Origin of the sequence: Tenacibaculum ovolyticum DSM 18103 (assembly GCF_000430545.1) — a bacterium.
Taxonomy (GTDB): domain Bacteria; phylum Bacteroidota; class Bacteroidia; order Flavobacteriales; family Flavobacteriaceae; genus Polaribacter; species Polaribacter ovolyticus.
On record NZ_KE387163.1, the window covers coordinates 340439 to 359221 of the forward strand.

12 protein-coding genes are annotated in these 18783 nt (G+C 29.8%); 3 read left to right on the forward strand and 9 right to left on the reverse strand.

Going from position 1 to position 18783, the window contains the following annotated elements; translation table 11 throughout:
• Nucleotides 1-89 (reverse strand): cold-shock protein (locus H518_RS20855; RefSeq protein WP_162143115.1); only part of this gene is annotated, 89 nt, incomplete at its 3' end.
• A gap of 767 nt (nucleotides 90-856) precedes the next feature.
• Here H518_RS20855 and H518_RS21335 point away from each other — a divergent pair.
• The 3 genes from H518_RS21335 to H518_RS0111515 all read left to right on the forward strand — a co-directional run bounded on the left by H518_RS21335 (nucleotide 857) and on the right by H518_RS0111515 (nucleotide 6744).
• The gene (locus H518_RS21335; RefSeq protein ID WP_081411183.1) at nucleotides 857-5770 is read left to right on the forward strand and encodes a PKD domain-containing protein; all 4914 of its coding nucleotides are present in this window, start codon (nucleotides 857-859) and stop codon (nucleotides 5768-5770) included.
• Between the two features lie 14 nt (nucleotides 5771-5784).
• Nucleotides 5785-5955 (forward strand): hypothetical protein, encoded by a 171-nt coding sequence (locus tag H518_RS21295; RefSeq protein ID WP_169720518.1) that lies wholly within the window; start codon nucleotides 5785-5787, stop codon nucleotides 5953-5955.
• 213 nt (nucleotides 5956-6168) lie between these two features.
• Nucleotides 6169-6744, forward strand: coding sequence for a helix-turn-helix domain-containing protein (locus tag H518_RS0111515; protein WP_028889194.1), 576 nt, complete (start codon nucleotides 6169-6171; stop codon nucleotides 6742-6744).
• Between the two features lie 43 nt (nucleotides 6745-6787).
• On the opposite strand, the gene H518_RS0111520 is transcribed toward H518_RS0111515, so the two are convergent.
• The 8 genes from H518_RS0111520 to folE all read right to left on the reverse strand — a co-directional run bounded on the left by H518_RS0111520 (nucleotide 6788) and on the right by folE (nucleotide 18732).
• Nucleotides 6788-8614: a hemopexin repeat-containing protein gene (locus H518_RS0111520; protein ID WP_051263752.1), complete on the reverse strand. Its 1827-nt coding sequence runs from the start codon at nucleotides 8612-8614 to the stop codon at nucleotides 6788-6790.
• Between the two features lie 140 nt (nucleotides 8615-8754).
• Nucleotides 8755-9426 (reverse strand): phosphonatase-like hydrolase, encoded by a 672-nt coding sequence (locus H518_RS0111525; RefSeq protein WP_043706873.1) that lies wholly within the window; start codon nucleotides 9424-9426, stop codon nucleotides 8755-8757.
• Nucleotides 9427-10584, reverse strand: coding sequence for a TIGR03364 family FAD-dependent oxidoreductase (locus H518_RS0111530; protein WP_028889197.1), 1158 nt, complete (start codon nucleotides 10582-10584; stop codon nucleotides 9427-9429).
• Nucleotides 10574-11836: a DUF5690 family protein gene (locus H518_RS0111535; RefSeq protein ID WP_028889198.1), complete on the reverse strand. Its 1263-nt coding sequence runs from the start codon at nucleotides 11834-11836 to the stop codon at nucleotides 10574-10576. Before H518_RS0111535 ends, H518_RS0111530 begins: the two co-directional genes overlap by 11 nt.
• An 81-nt stretch (nucleotides 11837-11917) precedes the next feature.
• Complete coding sequence (locus H518_RS19745; RefSeq protein ID WP_051263753.1) at nucleotides 11918-13060, reverse strand: phosphoglyceromutase; 1143 nt, start codon at nucleotides 13058-13060, stop codon at nucleotides 11918-11920.
• A 74-nt stretch (nucleotides 13061-13134) separates the two neighbouring features.
• Nucleotides 13135-14520, reverse strand: a complete 1386-nt coding sequence (locus H518_RS0111545) for a SusD/RagB family nutrient-binding outer membrane lipoprotein (protein WP_028889199.1) — start codon at nucleotides 14518-14520, stop codon at nucleotides 13135-13137.
• Between the two features lie 20 nt (nucleotides 14521-14540).
• A complete protein-coding gene (locus tag H518_RS0111550) occupies nucleotides 14541-17810 on the reverse strand; it encodes a SusC/RagA family TonB-linked outer membrane protein (protein ID WP_028889200.1) in 3270 nt (1089 codons plus the stop codon).
• A 253-nt stretch (nucleotides 17811-18063) separates the two neighbouring features.
• Nucleotides 18064-18732, reverse strand: coding sequence for a GTP cyclohydrolase I FolE (folE, locus tag H518_RS0111555; protein ID WP_369800510.1), 669 nt, complete (start codon nucleotides 18730-18732; stop codon nucleotides 18064-18066).
• Between the last annotated feature and the right edge of the window lie 51 nt (nucleotides 18733-18783).

The window sequence follows — 18783 nt, forward strand, 5'->3', positions numbered from 1 at the left end:
TGTACAAAATGTTCTTTGTTTGATCCTTCTTCTGTGATAAATCCAAATCCTTTTGATTCGTTGAAGAATTTTACGGTACCTTTATGCATAATAAAAAATTATTTGTTGTTTACTTAAGTGCAAACAACGTTTATTGAGTTGCAAATATACTGCCAATATTTTTAATTCTACATAAAAAAATTATTTTATTTCAATTTATTTTTTAATAAGTACATTTAAATTATTAGAAGAACAGCTCTTGGAATAATGTACTTATATGTTAACAGTGGTTATACCTTTTTCTTCTTCTAACTCGAATTAAACTTCTCTTTATCAATAAGTTTTATCGACTCTCCATTAGCTTAGCTATTTGCAAAAAATTATATCTTTAATTATTCTTCAGCTAAAATTCCAAATATTTCAGATTCATTGAAAATTTTATTATACATATAATTACTTAATATCTATAAATATTAAGTAAGCTTATTTTAGTTAAAATAATACTGTTTACTGTAAAAATATAATTACACATTTAACAATATTAACGTCGTGTAATTTACTTATCAATAATAAAACAAAACAGGTACAAACATATATACATAATACCTGACTCATAAATAAAAATACAGCAAAAACAAATTCACCTAAATTGATGGATAAACCATAACAATTTTGTTGATTTCCACTAAATATTATCTATTACTAATACTATATATCCTCAATAGTTACTCAAAGTGTTCATATCACAGGTATTTTTGTATCATTATGCATTAACTACCTTTTTATCAGAATAATATCACTCACAAATAAGGTGATTTAAAAAGCATATTAAACTTAATGTACTTAAAATAAGTATAACAAAAATCAATACATAATCATGATTAAAAACTTTTTATTAATAACATTCTTTACCATTTCTATGAGTGCAATTTTTGCTCAGAAAAAAGAAATTGGATGTGGTGTGAAATTATCACCCAAAGAACAAGAAGCTTACAAAAAAGCAATTTTAAAAAATAAACAACTAAAAAGTAGAAAAGGAGTACAAGGATCCTATAAAATACCAGTTGTTTTTCATGTATTAAATAATGGAGGGTCTGTTACTCGAGAAAATATGGAATGTCGAATTAATGACGTTATGGAAGTTGTTAATAAAGATTTTCGTGGAGAATTCCCTGGATATAACAGTACAGATCCAAGGTTTGATGCTGTAAAAAGTAAAATGGAGAATATTGAATTTATTTTAGCTAAAGAAGATCCTGATGGAAATTTATTAGAATATCCTGGTATGAACTGGTTAGCAGACAGTAATCTTGTTCAAGATGGTTATGATACCAAAATTACAGGAGACCAATGGTGGTGGGGTAAAAATGGTAAATACTATTTACAAGTATTTATTGTATCACATTCTAATGGAATGGATGAAGGTGAGTATCAATCAGGACATGCATTTTTACCTGTTCAAGATGCATTTCCTAGAGTAGTATTTAATTGGAGATACGTAGGTAGAGCTTCTGCTTGCCCTAGTAACCCTTCTGAAAGTAATATTGGCTTTGAAAAAGTTATGACGCATGAATTTGGACACTATTTTGGTTTAAAACATACTTTTAATGGCAGTAATAAAGCGGAAGGAACATGGACTGTAGAAAATGATGGTATTGATGATACACCTCCTACTTTAGGTTCTGAAGGCTGCACTAGAGATGTATTAAATGTACCAGGAGTATATCCTAATTTAGAAAACCACATGGATTATAATACTTCATGTCAAAACATGTTTACTATTGATCAAGTTGCAATGATGAATATGTGGTTAGAAGATACCAATACCGCTCCACACCCAAGAAGTTTACTTTGGCAACCTAACAACCTTATTGCAACAGGTGTAACACCAAGAGTTCCAACGGCTATATTTACTAGTGATGAAACTGCCGTGTGTATTAATAAGAATGTTATCTTCAATGATATATCTACAGGTTTACCAAGTTCTAGGCTTTGGACTTTTGAAGGCGGAACACCAGCAACATCTACAGCTATAAATCCTACAGTTACATATAGTACTGCTGGTAGATACAAAGTAACCTTACAAGTAACAAATACATCTGGTACAAACACTACTGAAGCAGTAAATTATATTGATGTTGACCAATATACAACAACTGATACTGCTGAAGATTTCTCTGGTACTTTTCCTGCTAAAGGATGGACTATTACAAATCCTGACGGGAAATTATCATGGGAAAAACGTACCGATGTTGGTAATGGTGATTCTTCTTGTATTATAATGAATAATGCAGATAATGCAATTACAGGAGAAGAAGATTATTTAAGATTACCTTTTTATGATTTTACTAGTGCAACAAAAGCACAAATGCATTTTGATGTAGCTTATGTTAAATTTGATGCTAATAGTCCTGATATTTTAAAAGTAGAAGTATCTACAGACTGTGGAACAAGTTGGAATGAAGTATACTCAAAAACTCATTTAGAACTAGAAACTACCATATCTGCATTATCTCCAAATGATTGGATTCCTAATGAAGAATCACATTGGAGAAAAGAAATTGTAGATTTAAGCGCTTATGATGGTACCTCTAATTTAACATTTAGATTTAAAAACATATCTGGATATGGAACTAGAATCTGGTTAGATAATGTTACTATCTCTTTAAAAAATGATGTTGCTCCAGAAACTGACTTCTATACCAAAACAAGAAACTCATTATGTAGTAGTGAACAGGTCGAGTTTTTTGATACATCAAACGCAACACCAACCTCTTGGGCTTGGGAATTCCCAGGAGGAACACCAGCAACTTCTAACCTACAAAACCCTATAGTTGATTATAATGGTGCGGGTTCTTATGATGTTACGCTTACAGCAACAAACATGTACGGTAGCACTTCTGTTACTAAAACGGCTTTTATTGTTTTAAAAACACCTAAATCACAATCATTTACTGAAGATTTTTCTGGCACCTTCCCTCCTACTGATTGGCAGATTCGAAATTTTGATAGTGGATTAGAATTTGAACAAGGAAATGCTGGAAACGGCGATAATTTATGTATGATAATGAATAACGCTGATAACGCTACTGTAGGTGAACTAGACGAAATTTTATTACCTTCATTAGACTTATCAGTAGGAGCTACCGATTTTTATTTTGATGTAGCTTATACTAAATTCGATAATGACAGTCCTGATAAACTTAAAGTACTAGCTTCTAAAGATTGTGGAGTAACTTGGGTTACATTGTATGAAAAAACTCATACCGAACTAGAAACTACAGAAGTTTTAGATAACCCAGGAACACCAAATAATGAAGCCAATGACTGGGTTCCTTCACTACCTGAACATTGGAGAAAAGAAAGAGTTATTCTTAATGACTATCAAGGAGAATCTAATGTATTAGTAAAATTTGTAAATGAATCAGGATACGGAACTCGTATTTGGATTGATAATGTAACTATTACAACAGATAGTAAAGAAACACCTATTTCTAATTTTGAAAAAGAAGATAAAGGAGTTTGTCAAGAAAGTTCTGTTCAATTTACTGATTCATCTACAGGAATACCAACTGTATGGAGTTGGAAATTCGAAGGAGGAACACCTGCTACTGCTACTGAACAAAATCCACTAGTTACTTATAGTCAACCTGGTGTTTATAAAGTAGAACTTACAGCCAGTAATACTTATGGTACAGGAACAACCACTATTAAAACATCGTACATTACAGTTAAAGGAACAAATTCTTTGCCTTATACTGAAAACTTTGAAGGAGTTTTTCCTATTACTGATTGGGAAATTATTAATCCTGATAATGATGAAATTCTTTGGGAGAAAAGAAGTGATGCAGGTAACGGAGACACTTCATGTTTAGTTATTAACAATGCAGATAATCCTACTGACAAAGTAGATGAACTAATATTAAAACCTTTTGACTTCTCTAATCAAGGAGATAAAAAAATGGAATTTGATATCGCATATACTAAATATAATAACGCAACAGATCCTAATGTTATTAGTCCTGATAATTTAATTATTTTAATTTCTACAAATTGTGGAACTACCTGGACAGAGGTTTACAACAAGAATCAAAATGAATTACAAACTTTTGAAGTATTAGATGATCCTGCAACAGTTGATGATAACGAGGCTAATGACTGGATTCCTACATTACCAGCGCATTGGAGGAAAGAAGCTATCGATTTAAATACTTTTGATGGTAATCCTAATGTTTTAGTAAAATTTAAAAACATTTCGGGGTATGGAACAAGAATTTGGATTGATAACTTAAGTTTAAACTCAACTGTTGATAATACTTATGTTACTTGGACTGGGAATACTGATAATAATTGGAATACATCAAGCAACTGGAATACGAACACAGTACCATCTGCTACAAGTATTATTACAATTCCTAATGGTTTAACTAATTACCCAACAGCAAATACAGCTGTAAATTTTAATACTTTAACGATTAGTTCTGGTGCTTCTTTTATACCACAAAATACAGTTACAGGAGAAGTAACATATAGAAGAAATATACCTACTACCAATTGGCATTTAATTTCTTCACCAGTTGCAGGTCAAACTATTGAAGATTTCATTACAAATCCAAATCATACTTTTGCCTCTGGAACAAATACTAATATAGGTATTGCTCCTTTTAATAATGATAATCTTACAAGTGCTTGGAATTATCTATCGGCAGCTTCAACTGGAGCTATTGAAACTGGTAAAGGTTATTCTGTAAAATTAGCTAACACAGGATATCTATCATTTACAGGAACATTAAATACAGTTGATATTAATATGAATATTAGCAATGGTAGTAGAAATAGTTTTAATTTATTAGGAAATCCTTTTTCAGCATATGTTAGTTCAGCAATGTTAACTTCAAGCAACACACTTGAACTTTCAGAAGAAACTGTTTGGTTATGGAATGGTACTGAATATGTAGCTCATAATGCTTTAAATCCTATTCAAATTGCACCTGCACAAGGTTTCTTTATAGAAGCAAACGCGAATCCTGCTACTAATAGCGTTTCTTTTGCTACTTCTAACCAAACACACCAAAATGGTGACACATTTAAAAGGGAAACGCCAAAACAGTTTTTGGAATTATTTGTAGAAAACGGAACTAGTAAAAAATCAACTAAAGTATTTTATGTTGCTAATAAAACTACTGGTTTTGATAATGGTTATGATTCTAAAATATTTGGAGGAGTTAGTAATGATTTTGAGTTATTTACAGAATTATTAACTGATAATAAAGGAAATAAATTAGAAATTCAATCTTTACCTAATAGTAATATTGAAACAATGGTAGTTCCTATTGGTTTAACAACAGAAGGTCGTAAAGAATTAACATTCTCTATTAATACGCAAAATTTTCCTGAAGGAATTAATGTTTACTTAGAAGATAGATTAACGAATACATTTGTTAACCTTTCTGAACAAAACCATAAAACAGTAATAGAAACGGCTATCAAAGGTATTGGTCAGTTTTATATTCACACGACATCTAAAAAATTAGATGATCTAATTATTAAACAAGATTTACAAAATATAAGTATTTATAAATCTGCCAATAATAATTTAACTATTACAGGCTTACAAACAGATAAAGCTTCTTTAAATATGTTCTCTATATTAGGGAAAAAAATTATCAGCACCCAGTTTAAATCAACAGGTGTTCATGTAATTCAACTACCTGAAACTTCTGTAGGTATTTACATTATTGAACTAACATCTAGCCTAGGTAAAATTAATAAGAAAATTATTATAGAGTAATTAAACACAATCTCATGAAAAAACAAACTAAACATAATAGTGAAAATATATCTAGAAAAGAGGCCTTAAAAAAAATAGGCGGTTATGGTAAATATGCTGCTTTAACAGCTTTAGGAACTTATCTTATTTTAAATCCACAAAAAGCACAAGCCCAGAGTCCAGAAGCTCCTGGAGGTGGTTTTTAATATTTGCACACTTCTTTATAAATAATAAAACCCCGAAATAATCGGGGTTTTATTATTTATACAACTTTCGATTTCACAAAAAACAGAAAGCAAAACCCCTTTAGTGTAATATTCAATATATTTTAAGATTAGAGAAGCTATTTTAATATAAACATCTTAAATTTAGACCTCCTAAAATGAAATTTTTATTTTACTTTAGTTTAAAACTACACTATGAATGATTTCTTAATTGGTATTGGTAAACGTATCAAAACCATCAGAAAAAAACAAAAGCTAACTATCAGCCAAGTAGCCGCTAATGCAGGTGTTTCTAACGGACTGATTTCTAGAGTTGAAAATGGTAGAACGATTCCATCTTTACCCGTTTTATTGGAAGTTATTGGCGCTTTAGAAATTGATCCTAGTACTTTTTTTGAAGGTGTCGAAAAAAGAACCAATGAAAAATTTATTCACGTCAAAAAGGAGAATCTACAATTAATAGAAAAAGAAGTGGAAGCTGAAGGTTTTACTTATTTTCAAATTTTCGGAAAAAGTTTGAATGCGGTGGGCTTTGAGGCTGTATTACTAAATGTATCTCCAGGATCTAAAAGAAAAAAAGTTATTACAGATGCTTGGGAGTTTAAATATGTTATTAAAGGGGAATGCACTTATTTAATAGATGACACAGAAGTAACCGTTACAGAAGGTGATTCACTTTATTTTAATGGAAGGTTACCACATGTTCCCGAAAATAGAAGCAAAGAAGATTGTCTAATGTTGGTGTTCTACTTTTATTCTGAAAATAATTAACAGGGCTATTTTTAGTGTATTTAATAACCCTGTTTTATAAATATTATTTAAGTAGTCCTGGCCAAGTACGATTATTAGTCGGTCTTGGGTAATTTAACTCTGCTCTATCTAATGTTTTGCTATATTTCACGTACGTATTATCATTTAAAAAGAAATAGCAGTGCACTGAATTCCAGTTAACAGCTGCGGTAATTTTACTAGCTGTATTTCCTAAGCCTGGCCACGTTTTATTATTAATTGGTTTTGGGTATCCAGAATCTACTCTATCATTAATTATACTATATCGAAGATATGTACCATCGTTTAAAAAGAAATATGCTTTTTTATTATTCCATTTAAAAGCAGCTCTAACTTTATTTTTGCATGCTTCTAAACCTGGCCAATTTGAATTATTTATTTCTAAAGGATATCCTGGATCTATACTATCATTATTCATATCATATCGAATATATCTTCCATCTTTCAAAAAGAAAATACATTTTGAACTATTCCATTTAAAAGCTGCACTAATTAAATTTTTATAACTTTCTAAACCTGGCCAATTAGAGTTTTCTATTTCTACAGGATAGCCATTATCGGCCTTGTCAAGAATTTTATTATAACGAACATACTTATTATCTCCTCTAAAAAAATATGCTTTATTATTTAAATCATCATTCCAATCTAAACCAGCAGTAATCGTTAAGTTATTTATAGTTGTAGTTGCTGTTTGGTCATTTAAAACTAATGTATAATTGAGTAATCCTTCTGGCTGATCATTATCTGAAAAATATCCTTGAGATGCGTTAACGCTATTTATATACTGGTTATTACGATACACTTCTATGTTTCCTGACGAATTTGAATCCCAATAAATAGTATTGTTATTTTTCATCATTACCTTTCTAGCACCTGCATTTCCTATTAATGATGTTGATGATAATTGCCATTCTTTTTTAATAGGAATATCTAAATGAGTTAAAATAGTTGGTACTATTGAAGTTTGTGATACATGCCCATACAATCCATTAAAATCTTTATTAGGAATAGAAGAAGTATATGAAGTAAATTCTTCATTTCCTACTTTATTCATTCCTATAAAAATAGTTTTCTCAGAATTTGATTGGCTTCCATGGCCATAACCGCTTAGCTGTCTTCCATGATCTGTTGTTAAAATAATTAACCAATCTTCATTTCGTTTCTTAGCTCTATTTTTAATAGCCGTTACCAAAGTACCTAATCGTTCATCTGCTTTTTTAATAGCATTATTATAAAGTCCTCCAAATCCATTTCCATGACCAACTGAATCGGGTTCATCTATATCAATAAATAAGAAATCGGGATTATGGTTGTTAATTTCATTTACGCCATTTATAATTGCCTTATCATCTCCATATCCTTCAATCTTATAATCTATATAATTTAATTGCTCTCTTAAAAAGTCATGGATAGTTTTCCAAGTAACAATACTTGTTGTTTCAAGATTTGGATTATGTTCTTTAATTCTTTGAAAAACACTTTTTGTAGCTGATTTAAAAGAACTACTATTATCTAAAACATGGTGTTTATTAGCCCAAACACCTGTTAGAATAGTTGTCCAACCTGGTCCACTATTTGTTTTTTGTTCTGTAATAGTTCCTTTAATTCCGCCTGTGTAAGCTTTTACAATATTAAATTCATCTAAATTAGGTGTAAATACATTCGCCATTTTTTCAAATTGAAGACCATCTATACCTAATAATAAAACTTTCTTCTTGACCACACTTTTTGAAGATAACTTTTCTTTTCCTAACTTTAAAACAGCTTCTTGTTCTTCTATATTGTTCTGACAATTCGATAGTAAAATCACAAAAGTTAATGCAACTAATTTTTTGAAGGGTAATTTTTTCATGTGTAAATATTTTAGTATTAGTTAATAATTAACCCAAAAATATATTATTTGTAAACAAAAATTACCCTTTAAAATCATCCTTAAAAGAATGATAAACTACATAACATTAAAAAAATATTATCCATACAAATGATTTACAATTAACTAACTTTTAAATCTGCTAATGAATCAATTATATAATCTGGTTTCATAACAATTATTTGCTCTTTTGTTTGTGCACCAGATAAAACTCCTATTGTTACACCACATTTTGCATTTTTTCCTTCTTCTATATCAATTGCAGAATCTCCTGCTTTTAAAACTGAGGAAGCATCATCAATTTGAAACATTTTCATTGCCTTTTCTATCATTTCTGGATAAGGTCTACCAACTTCTACATCACTTGCAGTAATTAATGCATCATAATGCACTCCTTCTTTCCATTTCATTTTACCTAACAATAAGCTTGCTATTTCTCTATTATACCCTGTATTTAAAACAACAATGATATTCTTCGATCGTAACTCTAATATTACTTTTTGTACTCCCTTTATTGGTTTTACCTCTAGAACCTCATAAGCTTCATTCAACATATTTTTAAAATTTTCAAAAATCACATTTGAATTATTTACTTCATAATTCAAATGATTTAATATATCTTTAATTGCCTGATGTTTTTCTTTACCTGCACCGAATTCTAAAACTGTTGCTAAACTTGTCTCAATTCCGTAAGCTACAATAGCTTTATGTAATGTTTTATAAACTACATTTTGTTCATCTACCGTTGTTCCTGCCATGTCAAAAACAACCATTTTTATCGTATCTTTTATCATTTAATAATTAAATATTTTATTTATATTTTCTTTTGAATAACCAGCACTACCTGTCATTCCTTTACCTCCTATACCAGTAACTATATGTATGTTATTACTTATGGTATGTTCAAAAATATCTTTTGTTTTACATTGGCTGTAAAAACCTGCCCAACGATGTTGAATTTGATATGTAGGCATATTTATGATTTTTTTCGCTTCTTCAATCATAAAATTATCTATGTCTTCTTTTAAATCAAAGCCTAAATCATCTACATCCTTAGCATCTGCATACTCATGAGAATCTCCTATAATTACAGAGCCATCTGATGCTTGTTTGAATAAAATATGTATCCCATATTTCTTACTGAAACAATTTGGGTCTTCCTTAATCTTTATACTTTCCCAAGAAGCACACTCTTCAAAAGCCTCATACCTACGAATTGTTAATCCTGTTAAAATAGAACCATCTAATTTATAGTTCCCTTGTGATTTTGTTTGTAGCATTTGTAATTTAGAGACAATCAAATCACTTTCATTGTAAATTTTTGGATAAAGCGTTTTAAAATCACTTCCATTACAAACAAGTATCTTATCAGCTTTATATATTTTTCCTTCAGAAGTAATGGCTATTGTTTCTCCTGTAAGTTCCTCTACATCTATAACTGTTGTATTATAATATATAGCAACAGTTAATTTTTTTGTCATAAAAGAATGTAACTTATGTATCATTGTTCTTGGCTCAACTGTTACTTCTTCTGGAAAAAACAGGCCTGCTTTACAATAATCATTTCTCAAACCACTATACTTTTCTAAACATTGATTTTTAGTTAATAATTGTGATTTATAATTATTCACTTTGTTTATTTGGTGCAGCTCTTCAATCAATTGTACCTCCTCTTCATTTGACGCTAGATATACTGTTCCATTCTGGCGAATCGAAATATCAAACTCTTTTTGTATGGACTTGTAGATGTTTAAACTTTCTCTTCCATAATTTTGCCATTTTTGATTCATTCCAGAAGGTACAACTTGTCCGAAATTTCTCACAGTCGCTCCTTGTGGTTCGCTATTTTTTTCTAAAATAGCCACGGTTAGTCCTTTTTGTGCAGCATGATACGCATGAAATGTTCCTAAAACACCTCCTCCAACAATAATAAGATCGTATTTATTGTTCATATATTAATTCGTTAATTTTTACTGGTTGTTTATATTTTTTCTTAAAGAAATGGTAGCAATACAGTGTTATTCCCAAACCTGAGAAAGCTAAAAAGTATAAGCTTGTGATAAAAAAGGATAACCAAGAGAGTTCTTCTTTAGCAAAATTTTTGAATAGTAAAATAAAAATGCTTCCTAAATAACCGAAAGCATCTGCTATATATATTAAGAAACCTACATTTCCTTCTATTTTGAAAGTTGCTATCATTCTATCAAAAAAAATTCCATTAAAAGGTACATAACAACTATACAATCCCAACCCTGAAATCATCATCCAAGTAATTGGTGATATTAATTCTAATTGAAATAAATAGGTTGAAATTAAAATAGATAAGCACCCTATAAACAATACATAATGATAAAATATAAAAGCTTTATAATTTTTAGTAATACTACCAATAATTCCCAAAACTATTAATACTATTATTGCTATTGGAATTTCAGAAATACTATAAATAGCAGCATCCTTATAATTTAAGGTATCCCATATTTCACGAGCAAAATTATCTCTAAAATCTCTGATGGATGTTAACATCATAAAGAAAATAACAATTATGATTAATGGTACTGAAAATTGCTTAAATAGTTCTTTTCTCCCTTCTTTATCTAATGGTTTTCTAGCTGTTTTTAACGCATTATCTTTCTCTGTGGGTTTTGGTAATTTTTCTAATAAGTACGTAAAGAAAATTAATGGTATTATAAAAAATAACCCTGTAATAAAAGGCATCCAATATTCATTAAATTGCAATTTATCCATTACTAATTTACCTACCGATTTTACTGCTCCTGAAGAGACTATAAAGCTTGATGATAATATAACACCTAATAATTCCGTTGCTTTTCTCCCTTCTAAGTAAGAAAAAATAATTCCCCAAATCATTCCAAGTGGTAATCCATTTAAAAATAAAAACAAAATATTATATGGTGCCGGAACTAATGCAAAACCCAACAATGCTAGCTCAGCAAATAAGATGAATGCGATTAAAGCAAGCATTCTTTTTGATGATTTCATTTCTGAAATAATCTTTATACCTATAAATTTTGACAAGGTATACCCAAGTACTTGCGCTATGATTAGCAAAATTTTATAATCTACACCGAAAAAAAGCTCATTAGAAAAGGTAGCTACTGTAAATGGTTTTCTAAAAGCATACATACAAAAATAAGTGCCAAATGCTGCTAAAGAGGCTTGTATAATGAAACGTAAATTCATATTCTTTTTTTATAAAACAAGTTCTCTTCAATAAAGAGAAACTTGCCTAACATTTAATTCAAACAACACAACTTGAGTTTATCATTCTTGAATGAATGGTAAGCTTTTTTTATTTGCCTTACTCCCTAAAACACTAATGTTCATAGTTTTTTCTATGGTAGATGCAATTTGACTCGTATATAGCTGACTTTTTATTTTTATTTCTCCTTGCTTTTTTACACCATTACCAAAAGCAGCTACCCAAACTTCATCGGCTCCTTTAATTGTATATGTATTTCCATGGTATTGTAAATTATTACCATGATGTTTCCATGTTTCTAAAGGTTCTGTACCACGACCATGATCTGTTGTTATAATAAATGTTGTATTATCTTTATAAAAAACATCTTTCTGTGTAAACTCCCACAAATCTTTAATAAAAGTATCTGATCTTTTTATGGCATTTAAATATTGATCATACTCACCATCGTGTGCAAAATCATCAGTTTCTCCGTAGGCTATGTATATTAAATCAGGATGTTTTTCTTTCATATAATTAATAGCGTAATTATGTGTAAAAACATCTAATCGTACATTATGCCATGGACTCGGAGTTTCTGCTTGATATTTATTTAATCGTTTTTCTTTTTCTGAAGCATCTTCTCTCATAGCTGTTTCAAACCCTGCATTAATATGCATTTTACTTCTTGTTCTATTAATAATACTAGGAAAAACATCCCAACTACCAAAAGCAGCTACTTTATTTTTATAGTCATTAGAATTATTTACTAATTCTAAAATAGTTTTATTAGGATTATCAATTTTATCATTACTCTTTATCCTTTCGTTATCTGCATAACCACAAAGAATTTCACTATATCCTGGATACGAAAACCAATGATTATTGGTTAGATTTACATTGTTTTCATAATTTCTATTTCCATAAACAACACCATTTTTTGCTATATAGCTCCAAAAAAAAGGCAATAATGTTTCTCTTCTTTTATTTGGAGTATTTTTCCAAAAATCAGCAGCTAATGAAACGGTATCTTTTACATATTTACTATTTGTAACCAACAATGAATCGGCTCCTGAGAATAATTCTTGCCAACGAACTCCATCTAAAGTTATTAAAACAACTTTAGGTTTTATTATTTTTTTAGAGAGTGATTCTTTATTATTTTTTTTACTACAAGCTGTTAGTATAATAATAAACAGCACTAATAATACTCTTATTTTTAGCATAATATTTGTTATTTGATAAACCTGTTGCTAGGTGAAATAAAAATTGCAACAGGTTATCTTAAAAACCTTATTAATTATTTATCCCACCACGATTTAGCATCATAATTATTACCTCCTAACCAAGAAACTGCTTCTGTATTATTTACTTTATTAGCAAATGTTTCTTCTGAAGGATATTTAAATCGTACTGGTATTTTGTTTGAATTTGTATTATTTAGGGCTGGTGTTAAAATAGGGAAACCTGTTCTTCTGTAATCAAACCAAGCTTCATGACCTAACATAATATTTGCTAAGTACTTTTGGTTAATTATATTTTCTAGAGTCCCTTTCCACTGTCCTTTAGAAGTGTTTGTTAAATAATCAGTAGGAAGTTTAATATTTCTATATTCAAAATTAGCTGTTATCGCATTTTCATAATGCTTTTTAGATTCGGAAACATCAATAAGACCTTTTATAGCTGCTTCTGCTAAAATAAACTCTTGCTCAAAATACGTTGCAAAAACCATATCTAATACATTATCAGCTCTCATTGCATCTCCCAATCCTGTATAGTTACCAGACCTATCATTTGAACCAGGTATAATTCCTACATAAGCATTAGTCATATTAGGTTTGTAATAAAATGAAATTCTAGGATCTTCTCTATCCCCTAACATTTTTAAAATAGTTGTTGTAATACTGTATATTTTAAAATCACCCTCTCTTACTTTTGATAAAAACCAATTATTTGGTTCAGAAGTAAATGGTAAAATGGCATTATCAGCATTCGAATTAAAAATATTTCCCGAAGCAATTATCTGATTCATTTCTACAGCTGCGTTTGCATATTTATTGCTAATTCTAAGTAAATATTTCAATCTTAAAACATTTGCAAACTTTATCCATGCATTATTATCACCATTAAATAATACATCACCAGTTATTGCTGCATTACTGTTAGACAAAGTAATAACTGCCTGAGATAGTAAATCTAATACACCATTTGAAGCCGTATATATTTCTTCTTGGGTATTATATTTTGGTGTTAAATTATTAATATCACCAGCCTCTAAAAAAGGAACAGGCCCATATGAATCGGTAAGCTGCGCTCCTATAAAGGCTTTCATAATTTTTGTTACAGCTTTCATTGAGGTATTTACCTTTTCTTCTTTTAAAATATCATTCATATCACCCAAAAGCCTATTGTTAGTAACCCAGAGTGAATTATTTGAATCTATTTTATATTGATCTATCGTATTAAAATCATACTTTCCTTGGTACTGCATTAATATACTAGCATAGTTAAACCCACTAGTAGCAGTTTGATTTCCTAAAGTATAAATAGCATTAGTTATTAAGTATGTTGCTTCAGCAGTTGTAGGTTCGTTTGGGTTTATATTAATATTGTCAAAATTATCGCAAGAAATAAAGGTGGTTATTACACCAATCAATAATCCTTTAAAAATTTTAGTAAGTTTCATATTTTCTAAGTTTCTTTTAATTAAAATTTGAATAAAAAGTTAACACCATAGCTTCTTGATGATGGATACGAAACATCCTCTATACCAGGAACAATATTAGATCCTTGCATTGCTAGCGTTTCTGGATCGAAATGAGGGTTTGAAGAGGGTGTCCATAAACCTAAGTTTCTACCTACAATAGATATTTTTAATGATTCCATTCCTAATTTTTGTACAAAGTCGATAGGAACATCATATCCAAATTTAACCTCTCTTAGCTTTACATACGTTGCATCTACAATTCCTGTTTCTTGTTGATTTCTTCTATCGTACATTGGTTTATAATAAGTCCACCAACCTACAGCATCAGCATCTGTTAAAGCAACATATTCATCACCTACTTGTTTTACACCATCAGGCACAATATCTTCATAGTTGTTTCTATTTTCTGAACCCTCAAGGTTACCAGCGTATGTTGCTATTTGTTTTGTTCTAGAAATAATAGTTCCCCCTTGTTTCCAATCTACTAAAAATGAAAAATCGAAATTTTTATACTTAAAACTATTTTTAAAACCTAAAGAAAAATCAGGATTATAATTACCTAATAACTGTAATTCATCATTAACCAACGGCTTACCATCTTTATAAATTATTTTACCATTATAACGTTCAAACTTTCTTCCATACATATTACCTAAACGTTCTCCTTTTCTTGCCTGTACGAATACTTTTGATGTTTCTGCTCCATATACAGAAGCATATCCCATTGTTAAAACATCTGTGTTTTCTGCCAATTCTAATACTTTGCCTTCATTTTTAGAAAAGTTAATACTTGAAGTCCATGCAAAGTTTTCGTTTCTTATTGGTTTTAATGTTAATAAAGCTTCAATTCCTTTATTTTCAATTTTACCAGCATTAATTACCTGTGCACTATAACCAACCGTATTGGTAATTGGCACTGTCATAATTTGATTTTCTGAACTAGATTTGTAATATGTAAAATCGACACCTACTGCTCCATTAAACATTCTTAAATCTGTACCAACCTCAAATGAAGTACTCATTTCTGGTTTTAAATTTTCATTTAACAATATGGTACTTCTACTTAATGTTTTATTACCAGCATATGGTGTTTGGTATGAATATGGTGTTTTTAAATTATAAGGAGAAGTATCATTACCTACCTTAGCTAAAGAACCTCTTATTTTAAAGAAACTAAACGCTGCTGGCATTTCAAAAATTTCATTCATTAATAAACTAACAGATGCTGAGGGATAGAAGTATGAATTGTTTTTTTCTGGCAATGTAGAAGACCAATCGTTTCTTGCTGTTATATCAACAAATACTTTATTATCATATGAAATGCCTAGAGTACCATATAAACTATTAATTTCTTTTTCTTCCTTGTACTGTTCTGTTACCAAATTAGATACAGAGTTTTGAAGATTATAAAGCTCTGGTATAACCAAACCATTGGCAATATTTGACAAAAAATTAATTTCTTGCTTCATTTGATTACCTCCAAAATTTGCACTCACTCCCCAAACTTCATTTAAGTTTTTATCATAAGAAAACAAAAAATCTGTATTTACTTCTTTAAAATCGGCCCTTTCATCTTTATAAGCACCTTTTAAAAATCGTTGAGTACTATATGCTCTTTTAGATTCTCTTCTGTCAGTATAATAATCCATACCGCTTTTTGCTTGAAATTTTAAATTTTCAGAAAATTGATATTCTAATTTAATATTTCCTAAAACTCTATGTTTATTAAAAGCATTGGTATTTTCATTCAACATAAAATAAGGATTATCGTGCCATGCATAATTATAATTATATTGCTCTAATCCTTCATAACCTCTTTGCCAATATTCTTTTAAAGCATCTGTATTTACAGTTCTTCCGTACCAAGTAAACATATACATTGCCGATTCTGAACCGTATCCAGAACTTGGTCGGTTAGTACTATTTGAATTTATATAATTAGATTTTAATGAAATTTTTAATTTATCTGTTACATCAATACTTCCATTAACTCTATATGATCTTCTTTTTAATCCAGTATTGGGAATAATACCTTCGTTATCTAGCAATCCGAAGCTGAATAAAAAACCTGATTTATCTGACCCGAAACCAATTGCTGTACTAAATGTTGTAGTATGCCCTGTTCTGTAGAAATTTTTAACATTATTTGGCCTTGCTGTAAAAGGAGTTGCTGTTACATCATTAGGTATGCTCGTTGGTGATATTACTTTACCATTAGCATCTCTTACCCATCCTCTAGAAAATATATCTCCTGCTCTTAACCCTCCTTCTGCAGGACTATCGAATTGAGTAATTAACTGACCGTTGGCTTCTGGCCCCCAAGAAACATCTTCTTGATCATTTTTTCCTAAACTATTGTTTAAACCATCAGCGTATTCAAATTCTCCTGACCAGCCTTGCCCATATTTATTTTGATATTTAGGCAATCTTAACGCCTCTTCTAAAGTAGTACCTGTATTTATTGAAATACTTAATCCCTTATTACGTTTTGCAGTTTTTGTATTTATTAATATAACTCCGTTAGAACCGCGTGAACCATATAATGCTGCTGCGTTTGCACCTTTTAAGACACTAATACTCTCTACACTATCTGGATCAATTTCTGAAGCACCATTACCATAATCTACTTCTTGCATTTCACTACCTCCAGTATTTTCACCACTTCCAAAAATGGTATTATTATGTATTGGTACTCCATCAACTACAAATAAAGGTCCATTACCACCTAAAGTTAAAGAAGATTCTCCACGAATTACAACTCTAGATGTTGACCCTACTCCCGTAGATCCATTTGTAATTTGTACTCCTGCAATTTTTCCGTTTAAAGCATTCACTAAGTTAGTTTCCTTAGCTTCGTTTAGTTCCTTTGCCTTTAAGTTTGAAACCGAATACCCTAGTGATTTTTCTTCTTTTTTAATTCCTAACGCAGTAATAACAACTTCTTCTAATTGTTGTGCCGATTCTTTTAAAATAACAGTTCCTAAATTTTTATTTTCTTCTTTATTTAAGAACACCGTTATTACCTTATTTATATGTCCTATAAAAGAAATTTTTAAAGTAACTTTTCCTGAAGCTAGTTTATTTAATCGGAATTTACCGTCAAAATCGGTATTTACTCCAGTATTCGTTCCTTCTATTACAACACTTGCTCCTGGTAATGGAAAACTACCATCACTAACCACCCCTGAAACAGTAGAAGATTGCGCTAAAATTGTGTTACTTATAAAAGAAATAAGTAATATGCTTACAAGAAGCTTAAAATTATTCATTTGCTTATGTTTTACAATAGTTAAATATTAAAGATCAAATTAAATGATATTTTTACTATTTGTAAACTTATAAGAGTTAAGAAAACTTATACAAAAAGATACTTTCTTGTAAGGTAATTGTTAAATGTAGCATACTTAAATTAAATTAATGTTGGCGATTTACTTAAATATTTGGCCTACAAAAATTTAGAAAAAAAAAGCTCTTAACTTTAAAGTTAAGAGCTTTTTCTTTTATTATATATAAATGTAAAAATTAATCAAAACTAGTGTTTAATTTTAAGTAATCTAAAAACTCACGTTTTGTATCTTTCTCTTTAAATTTACCACCAAATTCTGCTGTAACAGTAGAACTTTCAATATCTTTTATTCCACGAGAGTTTACACATAAATGCTTCGCATCAATAACACAAGCAACATCATCAGTTCCTAATGCTTCTTGCATTGCTTGTACTATTTGCATTGTTAAACGCTCTTGTACTTGTGGTCGTTTTGAAAAATACTCTACAATACGATTCATTTTAGAAAGTCCTATAACTTTTCCGTCAGAGATATAAGCAACGTGTGCACGACCTACAATTGGTAATAAATGATGTTCACAGGTAGAATATACAACGATATTCTTTTCTACCAACATTTCACCATAATTATAATTATTATCAAATGTTGATGCCTTTGGCATATTTGCAGGGTTTAATCCCATAAAAATTTCATTTACAAATGATTTTGCTACACGCTTAGGTGTTCCTTGCATACTATCATCTGTTAAATCCATTCCTAAAGTGATTAAAATATCTTTAACACTTTCTTCAATTCTTTTAATTTTTTCATCATCAGATATATCAAAAGCATCTGCACGTATTGGTGACTTTGCTGATGTACCTATGTGATTCTCTCCTATCTCCTCTATCCTTTCGTCATTCATTTTGTTGTTGTTAACTTCAAACATTTCTTTCAATTATTTGGGCGCAAATTT

Coding starts and splice junctions, on each gene's coding strand:
- H518_RS21335 (WP_081411183.1), top strand. CDS start 857: ATGATTAAAAACTTTTTATTAATAACATTCTTTACCATTTCTATGAGT.
- H518_RS21295 (WP_169720518.1), top strand. CDS start 5,785: ATGAAAAAACAAACTAAACATAATAGTGAAAATATATCTAGAAAAGAG.
- H518_RS0111515 (WP_028889194.1), top strand. CDS start 6,169: ATGAATGATTTCTTAATTGGTATTGGTAAACGTATCAAAACCATCAGA.
- H518_RS0111520 (WP_051263752.1), bottom strand. CDS start 8,614: ATGAAAAAATTACCCTTCAAAAAATTAGTTGCATTAACTTTTGTGATT.
- H518_RS0111525 (WP_043706873.1), bottom strand. CDS start 9,426: ATGATAAAAGATACGATAAAAATGGTTGTTTTTGACATGGCAGGAACA.
- H518_RS0111530 (WP_028889197.1), bottom strand. CDS start 10,584: ATGAACAATAAATACGATCTTATTATTGTTGGAGGAGGTGTTTTAGGA.
- H518_RS0111535 (WP_028889198.1), bottom strand. CDS start 11,836: ATGAATTTACGTTTCATTATACAAGCCTCTTTAGCAGCATTTGGCACT.
- H518_RS19745 (WP_051263753.1), bottom strand. CDS start 13,060: ATGCTAAAAATAAGAGTATTATTAGTGCTGTTTATTATTATACTAACA.
- H518_RS0111545 (WP_028889199.1), bottom strand. CDS start 14,520: ATGAAACTTACTAAAATTTTTAAAGGATTATTGATTGGTGTAATAACC.
- H518_RS0111550 (WP_028889200.1), bottom strand. CDS start 17,810: ATGAATAATTTTAAGCTTCTTGTAAGCATATTACTTATTTCTTTTATA.
- folE (WP_369800510.1), bottom strand. CDS start 18,732: ATGAATGACGAAAGGATAGAGGAGATAGGAGAGAATCACATAGGTACA.